Origin of the sequence: Ochrobactrum sp. C6C9 (genome assembly GCF_022627935.1) — a bacterium.
Lineage (GTDB): Bacteria > Pseudomonadota > Alphaproteobacteria > Rhizobiales > Rhizobiaceae > Brucella > Brucella teleogrylli.
On the sequence record NZ_JABXGB010000003.1, the window covers coordinates 105,587 to 124,792 of the forward strand.

Here is a 19,206-nt window from a genome sequence, read left to right on the forward strand (position 1 = left end):
CAGGTAGGGCATATGAGCCAGCTCAAACTCAGTCAGATCAGCGTGCACTATGGCGGCACTGCGACACCGGCGCTCAACAATGTATCGCTTGACCTCTCGGCGGGCGAATTCGTTGTACTCACCGGGCGTTCAGGTTGCGGAAAAACGTCGTTGCTCAATGTCGCTGCCGGATTGTTGCAGCCGCAAAGCGGCGCGGTGACGCGAAACGGTGTTCGTCTGCAAGGTGCAGGACAAGGGCGGGCGGTGGTGTTCCAACACGATGCGCTGTTTCCATGGTTCAACACGCGCGACAATGTCGCCTTTGCCTTGCGACTGAAAGCCATTCCCCAGAGCGAGCGACGCCGCATCGCCGATGAATTGCTGGCGCAGGTCCGGTTGGAAGGCGCGGGCGACAAGGCGATCTGGGAATTGTCGGGCGGCATGCGCCAGCGTGTCGGACTGGCGCGGGCGCTGGCCTCAAAGCCGGATTTTCTATTGATGGACGAGCCGCTGGGCGCACTCGACGCGCTGACGCGTGAACGCATGCAGACGCTGTTGCTCGACATATGGGGCAAAAGCGCGGCGGGCGTCCTGATGGTCACGCATGGCATTGAGGAAGCATTGCTGCTCGCAACCAGAATTGTCGTGATGCTGCCGCATCCGGGGCGGATCGAGCGGGTGTTCGATGTGAATTTCGGCAGGCGTTATCTGGCGGGCGAGCCAGTGCGGTCCATCAAGACGGACCCGGCGTTCCTGCAAGCGCGGGGCGAACTGGCGGATGTCATATTCGAAGGAGAAGCCGCATGAGTGTTTCGACAGAAACGCGCAGCTATGACGATATTGCGCAAAGCAAATCGGAGAGTTCCACTGATCTGCCCCGGCTGGGTTCACGGCCATGGCTGTCGTTATTTTCCGGCACGCGTGCGATCAGCGCGGCGACGATTGTTGCTCTCATCCTTGTCTGGTGGTTGGCGGCAAGCCTGAAACTGGTCTCGCCGGTCTTTTTGCCGTCGCCCGCACAGGTTCTGGCCAAGTTTTTCAGCGTGGCGCAAAACGGTTTCGTCGATGCGACGCTGGCGCAGCATCTGATCGCGAGTCTTGCCCGCGTTTTTGCGGCGCTGGTCGTTTCGATCGTCATTGCCGTGCCGGTCGGCCTTGCCATTGGCCTTAGTCCCGTCGGGCGGGGTATTCTCGACCCCATTCTGGAATTTCTGCGCCCGATCCCGCCGCTTGCTTATCTGCCGCTGGTGGTGATCTGGTTCGGCATCGGCGAAACGTCGAAAGTGCTGGTCATCTTTTTGGCGATGCTGGCGCCGATTGCGCTTTCCACGGCATCCGGCGTGCGCAGCGTTTCGCAGGAGCGTTTGAATGCTGCGCGCGCCTTCGATGCAAGTCGTCGGCAACTGGTGCGTTTCGTTGTGCTGCCGCATACGCTGCCCTCGATCTTTACCGGGGTGCGCATTGCGCTGGGCGCAGGCTGGACCACGCTGGTAGCCGCGGAACTGGTTGCAGCGACCAGAGGCCTTGGTTTCATGATCCAGTCGGCCGCGCAGTTCCTTGTGACCGATGTGGTGATCATGGGCATTATCGTCATTGCGCTGATCGCTTTTGCGTTTGAACTGTCGTTGTGCAAGCTTGAATCCGTGCTGGTGCCCTGGGCGGGGCGCGATTGAGGCAGCAGGCTTTACAATATGTCGTGCACTGTCTTGCGCGGCGATAGCGTTCGAGAAGTAAAGAATTTCCCCTGAACCCCGTGAGGTTAGACGTTCGTTTCTGTGGCTGCGCTTATTTGTCTCTAACATAAGAACAAGAAGAAGCCGGTGTTTCAGGAGCAGTATTGATGCGCATTACAAGACGTAAATTTGCAGGACTTCTCGCCGGTTCGGCTGCATTACCATTGATCGGCAGTGTGCCTGCTTTCGCGCAGGAAAACGTGCTGCGCATCGGTTACCAGAAATACGGCACGCTGGTTCTGCTCAAGGCGCGCGGCATTCTCGAAGAGAAGTTGCAGAAGATCGGCTTTGACGTGCGCTGGACCGAGTTTCCGGCAGGGCCACAGCTTCTCGAAGCGCTGAATGTCGGCGCGGTTGATTTTGGCACCACCGGCGAAACGCCGCCGATCTTCGCGCAGGCAGCCGGTGCGCCGCTTGTCTATATTGCGCATGAGCCTCCGGCGCCGACCGGCGAGGCCATTCTGGTGCCGAAGGACAGCCCCATCAAGACGGTTGCAGAGCTGAAGGGCAAGAACGTCGCGCTCAACAAAGGTTCGAATGTTCACTACCTTCTGGTCAAGGCGCTTGAAGATGCAGGCCTTGCCTATACCGACATCAAAACCACCTTCCTGCCACCTGCCGATGCGCGCGCCGCTTTTGAGCGTGGCGCAGTCGATGCCTGGGTGATCTGGGATCCTTTTCAGGCCGCAGCGGAAATCGCCATTGAAGCGCGCGAGTTGCGCAACGGCGAAGGGCTTGTGCCCAACCATCAGTTCTATCTTGGCGCAAAGCCCTTTGTGGATGCGAACCCGCAAGCCATCGATATCGTTATCGATGCGATTGCCGAGATCGATACATGGATCAAGGACAATACGGCGACGGTCGCGGCAGAACTTGCGCCTTCGGTCGGCATTCCGGAAAATGTTCTTGTCCGTGCCGTTGAGCGTCAGTCCTATGGCGTCAAGCCGCTCGATGCAGCGGTCATCGCCCAGCAGCAGGAAATTGCAGACACCTTCTTCAAACTCGGCCTCATTCCCAAGGAAATTTCCATTGCCGAGGTGACGCGCAAGGGAGCGGCTTGATGGCGGATTCAAGCATTTCGGGCATTTCCGGCTTTGCCGGTAAGAGCAGCACAGGCAATGTCCCGCGTTTCAAATCGCTCGGCAAACTGCTTGCACCATGGGCGCTGCCGATTGTTCTTTTGATCGTCTGGGAGATCGCCGCGCGTACCGGCCTGATCACGGCGCGATTGATGCCGGCTCCCAGCACGGTGGCGGCGGCATTCTGGAAGTCGCTGCTGGACGGAACGCTGATCTATCATACCTATATTTCCACACAGCGCGCCTTGATCGGTCTCGTCATCGGTGGTGGCTTGGGTTTTGTCGCCGGGATCGTCAACGGTCTCTGGAAACCAGCCGAAACGCTGCTCGACAGCACCTTGCAAATGCTGCGCAACATCCCGCATCTGGCGCTTATTCCGCTCGTCATCCTGTGGTTCGGGATTGATGAAACCGCCAAGATTTTTCTCGTTTCCATCGGCGTTTTCTTTCCGATCTATATCAACACGTTTTACGGCGTGCGCACCATCGATCCCCAATTGATCGAGATGGCGCATGTCTATGGGTTGGATCGGAAGGCGCTGATCCAGCGCATTATCTTGCCGGGTGCTCTGCCGTCGATCCTTGTCGGCCTGCGCTATGCTCTGGGCTTCATGTGGCTGACGCTGATCGTTGCCGAGACCATTTCGGCCACCAGCGGCATTGGCTATATGACCATGAATGCGCGTGAGTTTCTGATGACCGATGTGGTGTTGCTCGGCATCATCATCTATGCGCTTCTCGGCAAAGTGGCCGACACGGCAACCCGTCTCATCGAAAAGCGTGTGCTTGTCTGGCATCCGGCCTATCAGCCGGAGAAAGGCAAAAACTGATGGCTGCGGTTCAGGACACATATGATGTCGCAACGACCGCTCGCGGTGCGGAAGTGGATGGTGGATTGCCCATTTCGCTTTCCCGTGTCGACCGTACCTTCGGTAGCCTCAAGGTTCTGCGGCACTTCAACCTGGAGGTGCCGTCCGGGCAGTTTCTGGCCGTTGTCGGGCGCTCTGGCGGTGGCAAGTCCACGCTTCTGCGCCTGATTTCGGGGCTCGACCTGCCCGATGGCGGGCGCGTTACGGTGGGTGGAGAAGCGCTGACTGGCATCAGCCCATCGGTGCGTCTGCTGTTTCAGGAAGCACGGCTGGTGCCGTGGCAGCGCGTGACCGACAATGTCGGCATAGCGCGTGGCGAAAACTGGCGCGAGGCCGCACTCTCCGTCCTGTCGGATGTGGGGCTTGAAGGGCGCGGCAATGACTGGCCTTCCGTCCTGTCCGGCGGCCAGCGGCAGCGTGTGGCGTTGGCGAGGGCGCTGGTCAGCGATCCGAAAATCCTGCTTTTGGACGAGCCCTTTGGCGCGCTCGATGCGTTGACGCGTATCGAGATGCACCGTCTTCTGGAACGCATCTGGACGAAGCGTGGCTTTACGACGGTCCTGATCACCCACGATGTGGCCGAAGCTGTCGCACTCGCTGATCGGGTCATCGTTTTACGCGAGGGGTCGATTGCGCTCGATATCGACATTGATCTGGAGCGCCCGCGCCGCAAACTTGCCGATGCCCGCGCGATTGACCTGCAAAAGCGGATTCTGGACGCGGTGTAAGAGCCTGTTCCAAAAGTCGCCCTGTGCGGCTGCAAATGGCAATTTTCTACGTTCCGGTGCTCACGTACCTTAAGTACGCTCCGCTCCGGTACGCGAAAATCACCATTTTCACGCACACATGCTGCTTTTTGGTTCAGGCTCTAAGCGATCTCCCAAAAACACGATATGAAAAACGCTGCGATCTGAATTGATCGCGGCGCGAACCCGTGCCCGCCCTTGACAGCCATTGCGATATCGATAAATTCCAACTGGACTAGTGGAAAGACCAGTGGGTCAGTGGGAGCAGCGTTGATCGTCGCACATAATCTTCTGCTCGATAAGAACACGGGCCTGGGGCGAAACCTGGAGCGGCGTACCATCAAGGATGTGATCGCCGACAAGATCGCAGCGCTTATTGCGTCCGGTTTGCTGGCGGTGGGCGATGAGCTGCCGGGCGAACGCGAATTGTCCGCAGCGCTTTCGGTCAGTCGCCAGACGGTGCGCAGCGCCATCCAGACGCTTGCGGCGCGCGGTGTGCTGGAAGTTTCGCACGGATCGCGCACGCGCGTCGCCAAAGCCGATCTTACCGGCATGGCGGTCGGCATAACATCAAGGCTCAATGTCGATCTTTACGATGTCCATGCCGTGCATGCGGCGAGACTGCTGGTCGAGCAGCAGATCGTCGGCGATGCCGCCGAGCGCATTTCCGACGAAGCGCTGGATATATTGCGTCGCTCGCTCAAGGCGCAGATTGATTGCCTGAATGATCCGGTTCGTTTCCTGATCTGCGACCGCGAGTTTCACGTCACGATCTATCGTGAATGCGGAAACCCGCTGCTCGCCGACATCGTTACCGATCTTTACACCTATATGCTGGAGCATCGCCGCCGCGCCGTTGCGCAGCCGGGCGCAATTGATGGCAGTTTTTCCGACCATCAGGCGATCTTGCAAGCGCTTGAAAAGCGCGACCGCGAGGCGGCGATGGCGGCCTTCGCCGCGCATGAAGAACGCATTTATGTTTCAACCAAGAACTTGCTTGCCAAGGTGCGCGACAAGCGCGGCTGAGGGAGTTGGATGCGGTCAGCATCCGTGAATGGGAAAGGCGAAATCGCATGCATGTTTTGATTATCGGCGCAGCAGGAATGGTTGGCCGCAAGCTTTCCGAAGCAATCGCCCGTGATGGCGGCATTGACGGAAAGCCCGTCGAGCAGTTGACGCTGGTGGATGTGGCTGCGCCGACCCCGCCGGAGGGCTTTACTGGTACGGTCCATGCGAGCGCCGGGGATATTTCCGATCCAGCCGTCACACGCGCGCTGATTGCCAAGCGACCGGACCTTATCTTTCACCTGGCGGCCATCGTTTCCGGTGAAGCGGAACTCGATTTCGACAAAGGCTATGCGATCAATCTCGACGGTACGCGCTATCTGCTCGAGGCGATCCGCAAGGAAGGCGAAAAGGCGCCCTACAAACCGCGTGTTGTTTTCACCTCGTCCATTGCCGTGTTCGGCGCGCCATTCCCGGAAAAGATCGACGACGAGTTTTTCCTGACGCCGCGCACCAGCTATGGCGCGCAAAAGGCAATCGGCGAACTGCTGCTGGCAGACTATGCCCGCAAAGGCTTTCTGGATGGGATCGGCATTCGCCTGCCCACCGTCTGCATTCGTCCCGGCAAGCCAAACAAGGCGGCATCGGGCTTCTTCTCCAATATTCTGCGCGAACCGCTGGTCGGACAGGAAGCGATCCTGCCGGTCGATGAATCGGTACGCCATTGGCATGTGAGCCCGCGCCGGGCGGTTGGCTTCCTGCTTCATGCCGCGACTATCGATCTGGCTAAAGTCGGGCATCGTTGCATCCTCAATATGCCGGGTTTGTCTGCCACCGTTGGAGAACAAATTGAAGCATTGCGCCGTGTCGCTGGCGACAAGGCCGTGGCGCTTATCCGCCGGGAGTCCGACCCGCTGATTGAAGGCATCGTCGCCGGTTGGGCGCAGGACTTCGATGCGAGCCGCGCCATCGCTCTTGGTTTTGTCGGTGACAAATCCTTCGATGAAATCATCCGTATCCATATCGAGGATGAACTTGAGAAGGCCTGATCGGCAAGGCAACTGAAATAAAGGGAGGTTCGCATGGCGCCGGGCAAAACGGCAACCGTGATTGGTCTTGGCTCGATGGGGTGGGGCGCAGCCCTGTCCCTGCTGCGCGCGGGCTTTCACGTCAAGGGCGTGGATATTCGTGACGAAGTGCTGAAGCGGTTCACGGAAGAGGGCGGCGAGGCTTTTTCCGCACCTGCCGATGCGGGCACAAGTGATGTTGTCTTTGTCTTCGTGGTCAATTCCGATCAGGCCATGGAAGTGCTGTTTGGCCCAAAAGGAGCGGTGCAGACCGCCGCGCCCGGCACGGTATTTCTTCTATGCGTGACAATGGCGCCAAGCGTGACGGTCGAGATCGCTGCCAAGCTTGAAGCTGCGGGAATGGCGGTTATCGATGCACCGGTTTCTGGCGGTTTTCAAAAGGCGCTGACCGGCGAAATAACGGTCATGGGTTCCGGCGCGGATGCAGCTTTCGCGAAAGCCGCCCCGGCTCTGGACGCCGTTGCGGCCAAAGTGTTCCGGCTTGGGGAAGAGTTCGGCCTTGGCTCAAAAGTCAAGATGATCAATCAGTTGCTGGCAGGTGTTCACATCGCCGCTGCCGCTGAAGCGCTGACGCTCGCCGCCAAAGTGGGTCTCGACTTGCAGACGGTATTTGATGTCATCCGCGTTTCTGCTGGTTCGTCCTGGATGTTCGAAAATCGCGGGCCGCATATCGTTGATGGTGATTATACGCCGCGTTCTGCGGTCAATATTTTCGTCAAGGATATGGGGATTGTGGCTGGCGAAGCGTCTGATGCAGGCGGCTCGACGCCGCTTAGCGAAGCCGCGCTGGCCTTGTTCAAGCAAGCATCCGAGGCCGGTTTCGGCCTCGAAGACGATGCCGCCGTTGCCAAGATTTTGGCCGCGCGCAGCGGCATTGCCTTGCCGGGCATGGAGAAATAATTGATGGCTATCGTATTGGGCGCCATTGCCGATGACTTCACCGGAGCCACGGACCTTGCCGGGCTATTGGCCCGCAGCGGCTATCCGGTTTCGCTGCGCTTCGGATTGCCCAGTGAAACTGACGCGGCGGAAACGACCGCACCATTCGAAATCATCGCGCTGAAATGCCGGACAATTCCCGTTGATGAGGCCGTGGCTCAGGTGCGCGCAGCATATGCGTGGCTGAAAGCAGCAGGTGCGCAGCGGTTCTACTGGAAATATTGCTCGACATTCGACAGCACTGCCGCAGGCAATATAGGGCCGGTCGCGGAAGCTTTGATGGCCGATATTGGCACGTCGCAGACGATCTATTGTCCGGCTTTTCCTGAAAACGGTCGCAGCATTTTCATGGGGCATCTTTTCGTCGGTGAACAGCCGCTGGATGAAAGCCCGATGAAGGATCATCCGCTGACACCGATGCAGGATTCCAGCCTGGTGCGTTTGCTGCAACCGCAGGTCAAAGGCAAGGTCGGATTGGCCAATCGCCTCATTGTGGCACGCGGTGCCGATGCCCTGAAAGCGCGGCTCGCGGAACTGGCTAGCCAGGGTGTGGCACATGTCATCGTTGATGCGGTCGCCGATGAGGACCTTGGAACCATTGCCGAGGCTACGCTTAATCTGCCCTTGCTCACCGGGGGTAGCGCGCTTGCCATGCCATTGCCGCGTCTGTTGGCTGAGGCAGGGCAGTTGCAGCAAGACAGGCAAGAGGCGCAGGAGCCTGCCGTTGGTGAAGGCCAAATCGTGCTTTCCGGCAGTTGTTCGGCGATGACACTCAAACAGGTTGCGCATTATGCGCAAAGAGCCGCGAGCTACCGGCTCGACCCGCTGGAACTGGCGGAACATGGCGCTGGCGAGGCTTTCGCGTGGCTCCGGCAGCGCTCATTGAATGAACCGAAGCTGATCTATGCCAGCGCAGAACCCGCATCGGTTCGTGCGGCGCAGGAAAAGCTTGGCGTGGAGCGGGCAGGGCAGATTGTCGAAGAGGCTCTTGCCGCTCTGGCGCGCGAGGCTTTCAGTCTTGGCATTCGCCGTTTCGTGGTGGCGGGTGGTGAAACATCCGGCGCAGTGGCGCAGGCGCTTGGCGTCTCGCGCGTGATGGTCGGCAGGGAAATCACCCCCGGCGTTCCGTGGACCTTTGCCACGATCAAGGGCGAGACAGCGGCGCTGGCGCTCAAATCAGGTAATTTCGGTTCCGAGAGCTTTTTTGAAACGGCGCTGCGCAAGCTGGGGGCAGTATGAGCGAAGAAGCGCGGCTACGCGAAAGCATATGCCTGATGGCGAAATCCATGTTCGACCGAGGGCTCACCGGCGGTTCGTCGGGCAATATTTCAGCCCGCTTGTCAGACGGGCGGTTGCTCGTCACCCCGACCGGCAGTTCTTTCGGCAATCTCGATCCGGCAAGGCTGGCCTTGTTCGACAGCGAAGGCAAATTTGTCGGCGGCGACAAGCCGACCAAGGAAATGCCGCTGCACGCTGCATTTTACGAAACGCGGGCAGCCAAAACGGGCGCTGTGGTGCATCTGCATTCCTGCCATTCCGTCGCGCTGTCCATGCTGCCGGATGTGGACCCGGACAATATGCTCCCGCCGCTGACCGCCTATTCGATTATGAAACTCGGTAAGGTAAAGCTGCTGCCCTATTTCATCCCCGGCGATCCCGCGATGGGCGATGCGATTCGTGGTCTGGCAGGCAAGCGAAGCGCCGTAATGCTGGCTAATCACGGTCCGGTCGTTGCCGCCAAGGATCTGGAAGCGGCGGTCTATGCCGTTGAAGAGCTTGAGGAAACCGCGAAGCTCGCCATGCTCACGCGCGGTTTGAAACCGAACATGCTGACGGAGGCGCAAATCCGCCAGATCGTCGATAAATTTGATGTGGAGTGGGATTGATATGGCGCGTTTTTCAGCCAATCTCGGCTTTCTCTGGCAAGAATTGCCGCTGCCTGACGCCATCCGCGCTGCAAAGGCCGCCGGTTTCGATGCTGTGGAATGCCATTGGCCCTATAAATTCGAGCCTGGCGATGTCGCTGCCGCCTTGCGCGATTCCGAATTGACGATGCTTGGCCTCAATACAATTCGCGGCAATGTCGAGGCTGGCGAGAATGGTCTGGCAGCGCTTGCCGGACGGGAAGATGAGGCGCAGGCAGCGATTCGTCAGGCTGTGGATTATGCGGTCGCCATCGGTGCCCTGAATATCCATGTGATGGCCGGAAAAGCAGAAGGCGAAGCGGCGCATCGCACATTCATTGCAAATCTTACATATGCCTGCGAACTGGCCGCCACCCACGGCATAACGATCCTGATCGAGCCGCTCAATCATCGTGATGCGCCGGGATATTTTCTGAAGACATCAGAACAAGCCATTGCAATCATTCAAGAAGTGGCGGCAAGCAATCTGAAGCTGATGTTCGATTGCTACCATCTTCAAATCATGGAAGGCGATATCAGCAAACGGCTGGAAGCGTTGCAGCCGCATATCGGGCATGTCCAGATTGCGGCAGTGCCGGATAGAGCCGAGCCCGACCACGGCGAACTGGATTACCGGCATATTGTACAGTTGCTTGATGCTCTCGGCTATGAAAGGCCGCTCGGTGCCGAATATCGCCCGAAAACGACGACCGATGCCGGGCTGTCATGGCTGGTCGGGATGAAGGCTTCGCGATGAGGGCAACGGCTCGCACAATCTCTTTAGCTAATGTTTCGGAATTGCGGCAAAACGAGATTGACTCGCGGCCTTCGACCGGCCAACAATGGACAAGTGGTCCGTTCACCTTACCAGTTAAGGGTGAAACGGTCCCGGCAGGGAATTGACGGCATACGCAATAAGCGCGCCTGACTATCAGCTGCGCAGCATCGACCCACTATTGAAATTCGATAATGCATTCAGGCCGAAGCATATCCGCCCTCCGGGTTTCGAGGATCGTCAGGATCTTGCTTCAATAGAAAATTCAAATTGAAAACGCGCTCTGAGGCCGGGGCCGCAACACGGAGGATTGCTGGGATGAGTGAGGCAACGGGTGCGAAAAGTGGGGCCATTGCGCTTGTCACCGGCGGCGGTACAGGTGTGGGCCGCGCTATCGCCAAGGCCCTCGGAGCACAAGGTTATAACGTCGTGATTTCCGGTCGTCGCATCGATGTGCTGGAAAAGGCAGCATCCGAACTTGCTTCGCAAACGGGGGGAAGCTTTCACTCAATCGCAGCTGATGTGGGCGACCCGGTCGCCGTTCGCAAACTGTTTGATGCGATTGTTGAAAAGTTCGGACGGCTCGACCTTCTGGTCAACAATGCGGGCGTTCTCGTTCCGGGTGTGCCGCTTGAAGAGGTGACGTTCGAAGACTGGAGCGCGATTGTCGGCGCCAATCTCACAGGCGCTTTTCTGTGTACGCAGCAGGCTTTCCGCGTAATGAAGGCGCAAAGCCCGCGCGGCGGGCGCATCATCAATAATGGGTCCATTTCCGCCACCACGCCGCGCCCCAATTCAGCGCCTTATACGGCGACGAAACATGCCATTGCCGGGCTGACCAAATCGACCGCCCTCGACGGGCGCAATTTCGATATTGCCTGCGGCCAGATCGATATCGGCAATGCCGCCAGCGATATGACGCAGAAGATTTCGACCGGCGTCATTCAGGCGAATGGAACCATGGCGGCAGAGCCGACCATTGATCCTGCACATGTCGCCAATGCGGTTGTCTATATGGCAAGCTTGCCGCTCGACGCCAATGTGCTGACCATGACCGTCATGGCAACCAAGATGCCCTTTGTGGGCCGTGGTTAAATAAAAACGGGAATGCGCACCGAAAGAGGAATTCGGCGCGGAGAGCATGCAAAGCAAGGAGAATATTCGCGAAAGATCTGAGCGTCGGAAGTGAGGAGCCGACATTCACATCTTCTGAAAATACAGAATGCAGTCTGGGAGGAGATGCATGGCCACTGTTCAATTCGCCGAAGTGAAAAAGTCTTTCGGCAATTTCCCCGTCATCAAAGGCGTTAATATCGATATTGAAGATGGCGAGTTCGTCATTCTCGTCGGCCCTTCGGGCTGCGGAAAATCGACCCTGCTGCGCATGCTGGCTGGACTGGAGAATATTTCCGGCGGCGAAATTCGCATCGGCGGCAGGCCGGTCAACAACCTGCCGCCCAAGGAACGCGATATCGCCATGGTGTTCCAGAATTATGCGCTCTATCCGCATATGACGGTCGCCAAGAACATGGCGTTCTCGCTGATGCTGAATTCAGCGCCGCAGGCGGAAATCGACAAGCGTGTGAATTATGCCGCTGGCATTCTGGGCCTAACCAATCTGCTCGACCGCTATCCGCGCCAGCTTTCCGGTGGTCAGCGCCAGCGCGTGGCTATGGGACGCGCCATTGTTCGCGATCCGCAGGTTTTCCTGTTCGATGAGCCTTTGTCCAATCTCGACGCCAAGCTGCGCGTTGCGATGCGCGCCGAGATCAAGGAACTGCATCACCGCCTGAAAACGACGACCGTTTATGTGACGCACGACCAGATCGAAGCCATGACCATGGCCGACAAGATCGTCGTCATGCATGACGGCATTGTTGAGCAGGTGGGTTCGCCGCTGGAACTCTATGACAATCCCAACAATCTGTTTGTGGCGGGCTTTATCGGTTCTCCGGCTATGAACATGATCAAGGGCAAGCTTGATCCGCAAAACCCGCAGGTGTTCGTGGCTACCGATGGCACGAGGCTGCCCCTGTCGCGCAGCTATCCGCAGGCTGTGGGGCGAGACCTCGTTTACGGTCTGCGCCCGGAATATATCCGGCTTGACGGTGCGGGTCTGGCCGCGCCCGTGGTGGTGATCGAACCGACCGGCTATGAAACGCAGATGGTCGTGAATTTCGGCGGCACGGAAGTCACCTGTGTTTTCCGCGAACGCGTCGATGTGCGCCCCGGCGAGGCGATCAATATTTCTATCGACCCCGGCAATGTTCACCTCTTCGACGAAGAGAGCGGCATGCGCCTGATTGGATGAATTTATACAAGGCACGCTGAAGGAGGGGAGAGCCGGAGGCCGTGTCTTTTCTGGGAAAGTGCATTTCACCAGATAGCCGTTTTCGCCTGCAGGGACAGTGAACACGGCGTAACCAAGTCCCATTTTTGGAGGAGGAGCATAATGACTATCAGAAGAAGAACATTCCTGACAGGAACGGCAAGTCTTGTTGGCGCGGCGGGTTTGTCGGGCCTCGGCATCCGTCCGTCTTTTGCAGCCGAACCGGATTATAAGCCGGAAGCGGGCGCCAGCCTGCGCGTGTTGCGCTGGACGCCTTTTGTGAAGGGCGATGAGGAAAGCTGGCTCGCCAACACCAAGAAGTTTACCGAAGCCACCGGCGTGGAAGTGCGCATCGACAAGGAAAGCTGGGAAGATATTCGTCCAAAGGCTGCGGTTGCCGCCAATGTGGGCTCTGGCCCCGATATCGTGATGTGCTGGTTCGACGATGCCCACCAGTATCCTGACAAGTTGGTCGATCTGACGGAGCTTGGCACTTATCTCGACGGGAAATATGGCGGTTTCTATGACGGCCTCAAGGGTTATGCGACCCGCGAAGGCAAGTTCATCGCCATGCCGCTGACAGCAATCGGCAACGCGATTGTCTATCGCGACAGCCATATGAAAGCGGCTGGCTTCAGCGAATTCCCGCAGGACACCAAGGGCTTCCTTGAGCTTTGCAAGGCCATGAAAGCCAAGGGAACACCTGCTGGCTTCCCGCATGGCAAGGCTGTCGGTGACGGCAACAACTATGCGCATTGGCTGCTCTGGAGCCATGGTGCGCAGATGGTTGATGAAAGCGGCAAGGTGACGATCAACTCGCCGGAAACCATTGCCGCCATCAACTATGCCAAGGAGCTTTATGCGACCTTCATTCCGGGCACGGAAAGCTGGCTCGACATCAACAACAACCGTGCGTTCCTCGCCGGTCAGGTGTCGCTGACGGCCAATGGCGTTTCCATCTACTATGCGGCGAAGAATGATCCGAAACTTAGCGAATTCGCCGCTGACATGCGCAGCACGAACTTCCCCATTGGCCCGGTCGGCAAGAGCGTAGAACTGCACCAGACCAGCTCGCTTCTGCTGTTCAAGCATTCGAAATATCCGGAAGCAGCCAAGGCCTACATCAAATTCATGATGGAAGCCGATCAGATGAACGCCTGGCTTGAAGGTTCCAGCGCCTATTGCTGCCAGCCGCTCAAGGCTTTCGCGGATAATCCGGTGTGGAAGGCAAATCCGATCCATACGCCTTATGCCCGCGCTTCGGAAACGCTGCGTCCGAACGGCTATGCCGGTCCGCTCGGCTATGCTTCGGCAGCCGTCATGGCCGACTATGTTCTGGTCGACATGTTCGCCTCCGCCGTTACCGGTGCTTCCACGCCGGAAGAAGCTGTGGCGAGCGCCGAAAAACGCGCCAACCGCTATTATCGCGTCTAGTCGCTGGAGCGGAGGCGCGAAGCCTAACTTCGCGCCTCGTTTCTTTTTGGGTTCTGGAGATTTGTATCCATGACGATGACCAATTCACCCGGAGCCGGAGTATCCGGCGATCCCGGTGCGATAAAACGGCCTTTCATGTCTCGCCTTGCGAATAATCACAACATGCTGGGCTTTCTGTTCATGCTGCCCGCAGCGGTTTTTCTGGTCTGCTTCCTGACCTATCCGCTTGGTCTCGGCGTCTGGCTCGGCTTTACCGACACGAAGATTGGCCGCGATGGCATTTTCATCGGCTTGGAAAATTACGAGTTTCTGTGGGATGACAGTGTCTTCTGGCTGTCGGTGTTCAACACCGTACTCTACACAACCGTGGCGTCGGTGTTGAAATTCGGTCTCGGCCTCTGGCTCGCGCTGCTGTTGAACGAAAACCTGCCGTGCAAATCGTTCTTCCGCGCCATCGTGCTGTTGCCATGGGTGGTGCCGACCGTGCTTTCAGCACTGGCATTCTGGTGGATCTACGATTCCCAGTTCTCGATCATTTCGTGGTCGCTGATCAAAATGGGCCTCATCGATCAACCCATCAATTTCCTTGGCGATCCAACCAATGCGCGTCTTTCGGTGATTGCAGCCAATGTCTGGCGCGGCATTCCTTTCGTGGCGATTTCGCTTCTCGCTGGCTTGCAGACCATTCCCGCCTCATTGCAGGAAGCAGCATCGCTGGATGGTGCCTCAAGCTGGCAGCGGTTCCGGCATGTGACATTGCCGATGCTGACGCCGATCATCGCGGTGGTGATGACGTTCTCCGTGTTGTTCACCTTCACGGATTTCCAGTTGATCTACGTTCTGACCAAGGGCGGCCCGGTCAACGCAACCCACCTGATGGCGACCCTGTCTTTCCAGCGCGCCATTCCCGGCGGCCAATTGGGTGAGGGTGCTGCGATTGCGGTCGCGATGATCCCGTTCCTCCTTGCCGCCATCATGTTTTCTTTCTTTGGCTTGCAGCGTCGCAAATGGCAGCAGGGCGGAAGCGACTGACAATGGAGATGACCATGAATTCCAAGGCACCTTCCAATGAAGCCGCTTTGAAGGACGACAGCCAGGGCATGTCCTATCTCAATCGCCTGCCGCGGCGGGTGGTGACGATCTACATACCCATAGCGCTGTTCGTCTTCGTGCTGCTGTTTCCGTTTTACTGGATGGCGATCACCGCCGTAAAACCGAACTCGCAGCTGACGGATTATGACAATTTCAGCCCCTTCTGGGTGGTGGGGCCGACGCTTGACCATATCAAATATCTGCTGTTCGAGACCTCCTATCCGGGCTGGTTGTGGAACACGATGCTGGTGGCGACGGCTTCGACTTTCCTGTCGCTGATTGCTTCCGTGTTGGGCGCTTATGCGATTGAACGCATCCGCTTCACCGGCTCGCGCTCGGTTGGCCTGTTCATCTTTCTGGCCTATCTGGTGCCACCGTCGATCCTGTTCATTCCGCTGGCGTTCATCGTCTTCAAGCTCGGCATCTATGATTCACGTCTGGCGCTGATCTTCACCTATCCCACCTTCCTCATTCCTTTCTGTACATGGCTGCTGATGGGTTATTTTCGCTCAATACCCTTCGAGCTTGAGGAAAGTGCTCTGGTGGATGGCGCCAACCGGTGGCAGATTCTGCTCAAGATCATCCTGCCGCTGGCCGTGCCGGGGTTGATTTCGGCAGGCATCTTCGCCTTCACGCTTTCCTGGAACGAATTCATCTATGCGCTGACATTCATTCAGTCTTCCGAGAACAAGACTGTTCCCGTGGGCGTGCTGACCGAACTGGTGCGTGGCGATATTTTCGAATGGGGCGCGCTGATGGCGGGGGCGCTGTTCGGTTCGCTGCCGGTGGTGATCCTCTATTCGTTCTTCGTTGACTACTACGTGTCGTCGATGACCGGAGCGGTGAAGGAATAGGCGGATTTTCTGAATGCGCTGAACGCATTGTCAGAGCCAAGAGTTTCTATGGGCCCGCTGCACAATTGGGTTTGTGCAGCGGGTCTTATTTTTTTCAGTGAGGGAATTTTAGCACTTGCCGATGCAATCAGGCAACGTTTCACAATCTATGATTGACCTATGCGTCAAATCTGCTGCGAGCGCCCTTGACAGGCGAATGGTTCGAAATAATTCTCTTAATTAGAAAGAACTGATTTGCGCGTTGAGGGGCGTGTTTCTTTTCAACGGCGGATATCGTTACACCAGAATGACTTGCTGTATTCTGTAGCAATTCATTTTGGGTGATATTTGTTCTCGGGCTTTTCCGCTCTTTCGTACATGCACAGTCCTAGAGATGTTCGTTCTCGTTGGAGTTTCCGGATGGCCAGTTGGAAATATGACCGTACTCTCGCTAACCATATGAAATCCGTGACTGTGCAAGGCGTATTGAGCCGGGCTTTTCCATCGCTGGCGCTTGCGGGATTGATGGCACTCGCCGGAACAGCCTTTCCGGATATTGCCGAAGCAGCGTGCTTCAATGTCACGCGCGCAATAGCGATCACCGGTTCCAGCACGGCGGAAGGCCAGCCGGATGAGGGCGAAACCATTACCTGCGATGCGACTGCGCCCAACCCTTTCACTTATGGCGTTATCGCGACCACGGGACAAGACTACATCACTGTGACGATCGGTGCGGGCACGATCATCGATGCGCTGGGTTCCGGCGTTTTGCTCGACGATTACGCCAATGCCGTCAACAACGGAACCATCACGACGACCTCGCTGAACGGCTTCGGCATGTCGAAGCAGTATATGGGGGAACTGGCCAATAACGGTACGATTGAGACGTCCGGCCAGACGGCGCATGGTATGCGCTCGTTGGGCGGCTTCGGGTTTCTGACCAATACGGGCACAGTCAGCGTCAGCGGCCTGAATGCCTATGGCGTCCTGGCGGGCGTCAATGAAACCGTCGTCAACTCCGGCACGATTTCGGCCACCGGCGATGGCGGTAATGGCGTCTATATGCTAGGCGGCACAGTCCTAACGAACACCGAAACGGGCGTGATCACCAGCACTTTGGCCACCGGTGTTCTCGGCGCCGGCAGCCGCTATACCGTGAGCAACGCCGGTATCATTACCGGCGGCAATGGCACGGCGATCAGTCTGGCGGGTGGTGTCAACACCATCAACGTGACGGGCGGTACCATAACGGGCGACGTGCTGACGGGAGCCGGGGTCGACACGCTGAACTGGACCGGCGCCGGGACGATTGCCGGTGAAATTCATCTCAATGACGGCGATGACGTTGCCAATCTAACGAATCTGACCAAAACGACTGTGCAGCCGACCACGCTCCTTGATGGCGGTCTCGGCACGGACGCGCTCACGCTGACCAATGTGCAGACTGCACAGCCGGAGCGTTTCATCAATTGGGAAAGCATCTCCCTGCTGTCCGGCTCGCAGCTCACCATGGGCGGCGACCTGACATTGGGTGACTCGGCGACGGAAACCGGCACATTGACCATCGACAGCACCAGCTCGGTTGTCGCCAGCGGGGGAAGCTATGCCATCTCGCCGAGTGTGGCGGGGACGGCCGTCGGCGTGACCAATGCAGGCCTGATCGATCTGGACGCCGGTGGCACTTCAGTCGGCGACAGGCTCACCATCAACGGAAACTATATCGGTTCGGATGGCGAACTGCGCCTCAACACGACCTTGGGTAATGACAGTTCCGCAACCGATATGCTGGTTGTGACCGGCGACACCGCAGGCAGCACGCTGGTCGATGTCGTCAATGTCAACGGGACTGGCGCCGTGACGACCGAAGGCATCAGGATCATCAGCGTCGATGGCGCTTCGGATGGTTCGTTTACGCTTCTGGGCGATTACGAGTTCGAGGGCGACCCTGCGGTCGTCGGCGGGGCCTATGCTTATCGGCTTTACAAGGGCGGTGTTTCGACGCCGAACGATGGCGACTGGTATCTCCGCTCGACAGTGAGTGCGGTGGAACCAGAACCCGAACCGGGCAACCCGGAGCCGGAGCCAGAAGAGCCGGGCGAGGAATTGCCACTCTACCAGCCGGGCGTTCCTGTCTATGAAGCCTATCCGCAATTGCTGCTCGGCCTGAACGGTCTTCCAACCTTGCAGCAGCGCGTGGGCAACCGCTACTGGAGCCATGCCGGCAATATCATGGTTGCCGAGGGGGCAGACCCGGTCGGCTCGCCTTATGCGTCGCCGCAGGAGGCAGGTGTCCTGATCGAAAACAACGGGATCTGGGGGCGTGTCGAAGGCGTGCATACCAGCATGGCGCCGCGCTTCTCCACCTCCCGCACGGATTACGATTTCAATACGTTCCGCATGCAGGCAGGGCTTGATGGTCTTTTCGTCGAGAATGAAAACGGCAAGCTGATCGGCGGGCTGACCGTGCATTACGTGCACGGCAAGGCCAGGACGCGCTCGATCTATGGCGACGGTGAAATATCGACCGATGGTTACGGTTTCGGGGGCACGCTGACCTGGTATGGTGAGAACGGCTTCTATCTCGACGGTCAGGCGCAGGCAACGTGGTATGATAGCGATCTGGAGTCCACGCTCGCGGGTTTCGACCTGATCAGCGGTAATAACGGCTTCGGTTATGCCCTGTCGCTCGAAAGCGGCAAGCGCATCATGCTGAACGAGCAATGGTCGGTGACGCCGCAGGCGCAACTGGTTTATTCGAATGTCGATTTCGACAGCTTCAATGATGTCTTCGATGCTGAAGTCAGTCTCAACCGGGGTGACAGCCTGCAAGGCCGTCTCGGCTTGAGCCTCGACCGCCAGAATTCGTGGTACAATGACAGGGGGTTGATCGACCGGACCTATGTGTACGGTATTGCCAATCTTTACTACGAGTTTCTGGATGGGACGAAAGTTGACGTTTCGGGCGCCAGCTTTACCAGTCGCAATGATCGCTTCTGGGGCGGTATCGGTCTCGGTGGCAGCTATAACTGGAACAACGATAAATATTCGCTCTATGGCGAAGGTTCGATCAACACCAGTCTGGCCAATTTCGGCGACAGCTACGCCTATAAGGGAACGGTCGGCTTCCGCGTGAAATGGTAGGTCACGATATTGAAGGACTGCCGGTGATGTAATCGCCGGCAGTCCTGTTTTATGAGGTAATTGGTTTAGATTATTGATTTTAAATAATTATCGCGGCTCTGTGGCCTGCGCCGCAGTATTCCCTCAGTCGTATTTTCCATGATTTGCAAGCGCCGAATCCAACCAGGCCCGTGATGAAATTCGGCATTTTTGCAATTTCTTATTGCAAATAATTTGCAATTGCAGAATATAAGCAGTCAACAGGGCTATACCCAAAATTG

17 protein-coding genes are annotated in these 19,206 nt (G+C 57.6%); all 17 read left to right on the forward strand.

What is annotated here, in order from left to right; genetic code table 11:
* Positions 1-12 precede the first annotated feature (12 nt).
* The 17 genes from HWD97_RS03140 to HWD97_RS03220 all read left to right on the forward strand — a co-directional run bounded on the left by HWD97_RS03140 (position 13) and on the right by HWD97_RS03220 (position 18,946).
* Positions 13-786 carry a taurine ABC transporter ATP-binding protein gene (locus HWD97_RS03140; protein WP_371834693.1) on the forward strand — a complete coding sequence of 258 codons (774 nt, stop codon included), beginning with the start codon at positions 13-15 and terminating at the stop codon, positions 784-786.
* Complete coding sequence (gene tauC, locus HWD97_RS03145) at positions 783-1,652, forward strand: taurine ABC transporter permease TauC (protein WP_371834694.1); 870 nt, start codon at positions 783-785, stop codon at positions 1,650-1,652. Before HWD97_RS03140 ends, tauC begins: the two co-directional genes overlap by 4 nt.
* 167 nt (positions 1,653-1,819) lie before the next feature.
* Entirely contained in the window at positions 1,820-2,773 is a 954-nt protein-coding gene (locus HWD97_RS03150; protein ID WP_121538758.1) for a sulfonate ABC transporter substrate-binding protein, read from the forward strand.
* The gene (locus HWD97_RS03155; RefSeq protein WP_121538759.1) at positions 2,773-3,621 is read left to right on the forward strand and encodes an ABC transporter permease subunit; all 849 of its coding nucleotides are present in this window, start codon (positions 2,773-2,775) and stop codon (positions 3,619-3,621) included. The genes HWD97_RS03150 and HWD97_RS03155 overlap by 1 nt, the downstream gene beginning before the upstream one ends.
* On the forward strand, positions 3,621-4,388 hold the full coding sequence (locus HWD97_RS03160) for an ABC transporter ATP-binding protein (protein WP_109367638.1): 768 nt from the start codon (positions 3,621-3,623) through the stop codon (positions 4,386-4,388). The genes HWD97_RS03155 and HWD97_RS03160 overlap by 1 nt, the downstream gene beginning before the upstream one ends.
* A gap of 288 nt (positions 4,389-4,676) precedes the next feature.
* Positions 4,677-5,432: a FadR/GntR family transcriptional regulator gene (locus HWD97_RS03165; RefSeq protein ID WP_121538761.1), complete on the forward strand. Its 756-nt coding sequence runs from the start codon at positions 4,677-4,679 to the stop codon at positions 5,430-5,432.
* A 47-nt stretch (positions 5,433-5,479) separates the two neighbouring features.
* Positions 5,480-6,460, forward strand: a complete 981-nt coding sequence (denD, locus tag HWD97_RS03170; protein ID WP_121538763.1) for a D-erythronate dehydrogenase — start codon at positions 5,480-5,482, stop codon at positions 6,458-6,460.
* A gap of 33 nt (positions 6,461-6,493) precedes the next feature.
* The gene (gene ltnD / locus HWD97_RS03175; RefSeq protein ID WP_121538765.1) at positions 6,494-7,399 is read left to right on the forward strand and encodes an L-threonate dehydrogenase; all 906 of its coding nucleotides are present in this window, start codon (positions 6,494-6,496) and stop codon (positions 7,397-7,399) included.
* Between the two features lie 3 nt (positions 7,400-7,402).
* The gene (otnK, locus tag HWD97_RS03180) at positions 7,403-8,677 is read left to right on the forward strand and encodes a 3-oxo-tetronate kinase (protein ID WP_121538767.1); all 1,275 of its coding nucleotides are present in this window, start codon (positions 7,403-7,405) and stop codon (positions 8,675-8,677) included.
* A complete protein-coding gene (gene otnC, locus HWD97_RS03185) occupies positions 8,674-9,324 on the forward strand; it encodes a 3-oxo-tetronate 4-phosphate decarboxylase (protein WP_109367633.1) in 651 nt (216 codons plus the stop codon). Before otnK ends, otnC begins: the two co-directional genes overlap by 4 nt.
* Before the next feature lies 1 nt (position 9,325).
* On the forward strand, positions 9,326-10,099 hold the full coding sequence (locus tag HWD97_RS03190) for a hydroxypyruvate isomerase family protein (RefSeq protein WP_371834695.1): 774 nt from the start codon (positions 9,326-9,328) through the stop codon (positions 10,097-10,099).
* A gap of 336 nt (positions 10,100-10,435) precedes the next feature.
* Positions 10,436-11,212 carry an SDR family oxidoreductase gene (locus tag HWD97_RS03195; protein WP_371834696.1) on the forward strand — a complete coding sequence of 259 codons (777 nt, stop codon included), beginning with the start codon at positions 10,436-10,438 and terminating at the stop codon, positions 11,210-11,212.
* Positions 11,213-11,360: 148 nt separating this feature from the next.
* The gene (locus HWD97_RS03200) at positions 11,361-12,428 is read left to right on the forward strand and encodes an ABC transporter ATP-binding protein (protein WP_121538773.1); all 1,068 of its coding nucleotides are present in this window, start codon (positions 11,361-11,363) and stop codon (positions 12,426-12,428) included.
* A 141-nt stretch (positions 12,429-12,569) separates the two neighbouring features.
* Positions 12,570-13,880 carry an ABC transporter substrate-binding protein gene (locus tag HWD97_RS03205; protein ID WP_109367629.1) on the forward strand — a complete coding sequence of 437 codons (1,311 nt, stop codon included), beginning with the start codon at positions 12,570-12,572 and terminating at the stop codon, positions 13,878-13,880.
* A 69-nt stretch (positions 13,881-13,949) separates the two neighbouring features.
* Positions 13,950-14,912 (forward strand): carbohydrate ABC transporter permease, encoded by a 963-nt coding sequence (locus HWD97_RS03210; RefSeq protein WP_371830832.1) that lies wholly within the window; start codon positions 13,950-13,952, stop codon positions 14,910-14,912.
* An 8-nt stretch (positions 14,913-14,920) separates the two neighbouring features.
* A complete protein-coding gene (locus tag HWD97_RS03215; protein WP_171319087.1) occupies positions 14,921-15,826 on the forward strand; it encodes a carbohydrate ABC transporter permease in 906 nt (301 codons plus the stop codon).
* Between the two features lie 399 nt (positions 15,827-16,225).
* Entirely contained in the window at positions 16,226-18,946 is a 2,721-nt protein-coding gene (locus HWD97_RS03220; RefSeq protein WP_244597139.1) for an autotransporter outer membrane beta-barrel domain-containing protein, read from the forward strand.
* The last annotated feature ends 260 nt before the right edge of the window (positions 18,947-19,206 follow it).

Bases quoted from the DNA above. Each gene is read 5' to 3' on its own strand.
- otnC (WP_109367633.1), top strand. From the start codon at position 8,674: ATGAGCGAAGAAGCGCGGCTACGCGAAAGCATATGCCTGATGGCGAAA.
- denD (WP_121538763.1), top strand. From the start codon at position 5,480: ATGCATGTTTTGATTATCGGCGCAGCAGGAATGGTTGGCCGCAAGCTT.
- HWD97_RS03205 (WP_109367629.1), top strand. From the start codon at position 12,570: ATGACTATCAGAAGAAGAACATTCCTGACAGGAACGGCAAGTCTTGTT.
- HWD97_RS03155 (WP_121538759.1), top strand. From the start codon at position 2,773: ATGGCGGATTCAAGCATTTCGGGCATTTCCGGCTTTGCCGGTAAGAGC.
- ltnD (WP_121538765.1), top strand. From the start codon at position 6,494: ATGGCGCCGGGCAAAACGGCAACCGTGATTGGTCTTGGCTCGATGGGG.
- HWD97_RS03210 (WP_371830832.1), top strand. From the start codon at position 13,950: ATGACGATGACCAATTCACCCGGAGCCGGAGTATCCGGCGATCCCGGT.
- HWD97_RS03195 (WP_371834696.1), top strand. From the start codon at position 10,436: ATGAGTGAGGCAACGGGTGCGAAAAGTGGGGCCATTGCGCTTGTCACC.
- HWD97_RS03140 (WP_371834693.1), top strand. From the start codon at position 13: ATGAGCCAGCTCAAACTCAGTCAGATCAGCGTGCACTATGGCGGCACT.
- otnK (WP_121538767.1), top strand. From the start codon at position 7,403: ATGGCTATCGTATTGGGCGCCATTGCCGATGACTTCACCGGAGCCACG.
- tauC (WP_371834694.1), top strand. From the start codon at position 783: ATGAGTGTTTCGACAGAAACGCGCAGCTATGACGATATTGCGCAAAGC.
- HWD97_RS03190 (WP_371834695.1), top strand. From the start codon at position 9,326: ATGGCGCGTTTTTCAGCCAATCTCGGCTTTCTCTGGCAAGAATTGCCG.
- HWD97_RS03220 (WP_244597139.1), top strand. From the start codon at position 16,226: ATGGCCAGTTGGAAATATGACCGTACTCTCGCTAACCATATGAAATCC.
- HWD97_RS03215 (WP_171319087.1), top strand. From the start codon at position 14,921: ATGACCATGAATTCCAAGGCACCTTCCAATGAAGCCGCTTTGAAGGAC.
- HWD97_RS03150 (WP_121538758.1), top strand. From the start codon at position 1,820: ATGCGCATTACAAGACGTAAATTTGCAGGACTTCTCGCCGGTTCGGCT.
- HWD97_RS03200 (WP_121538773.1), top strand. From the start codon at position 11,361: ATGGCCACTGTTCAATTCGCCGAAGTGAAAAAGTCTTTCGGCAATTTC.
- HWD97_RS03160 (WP_109367638.1), top strand. From the start codon at position 3,621: ATGGCTGCGGTTCAGGACACATATGATGTCGCAACGACCGCTCGCGGT.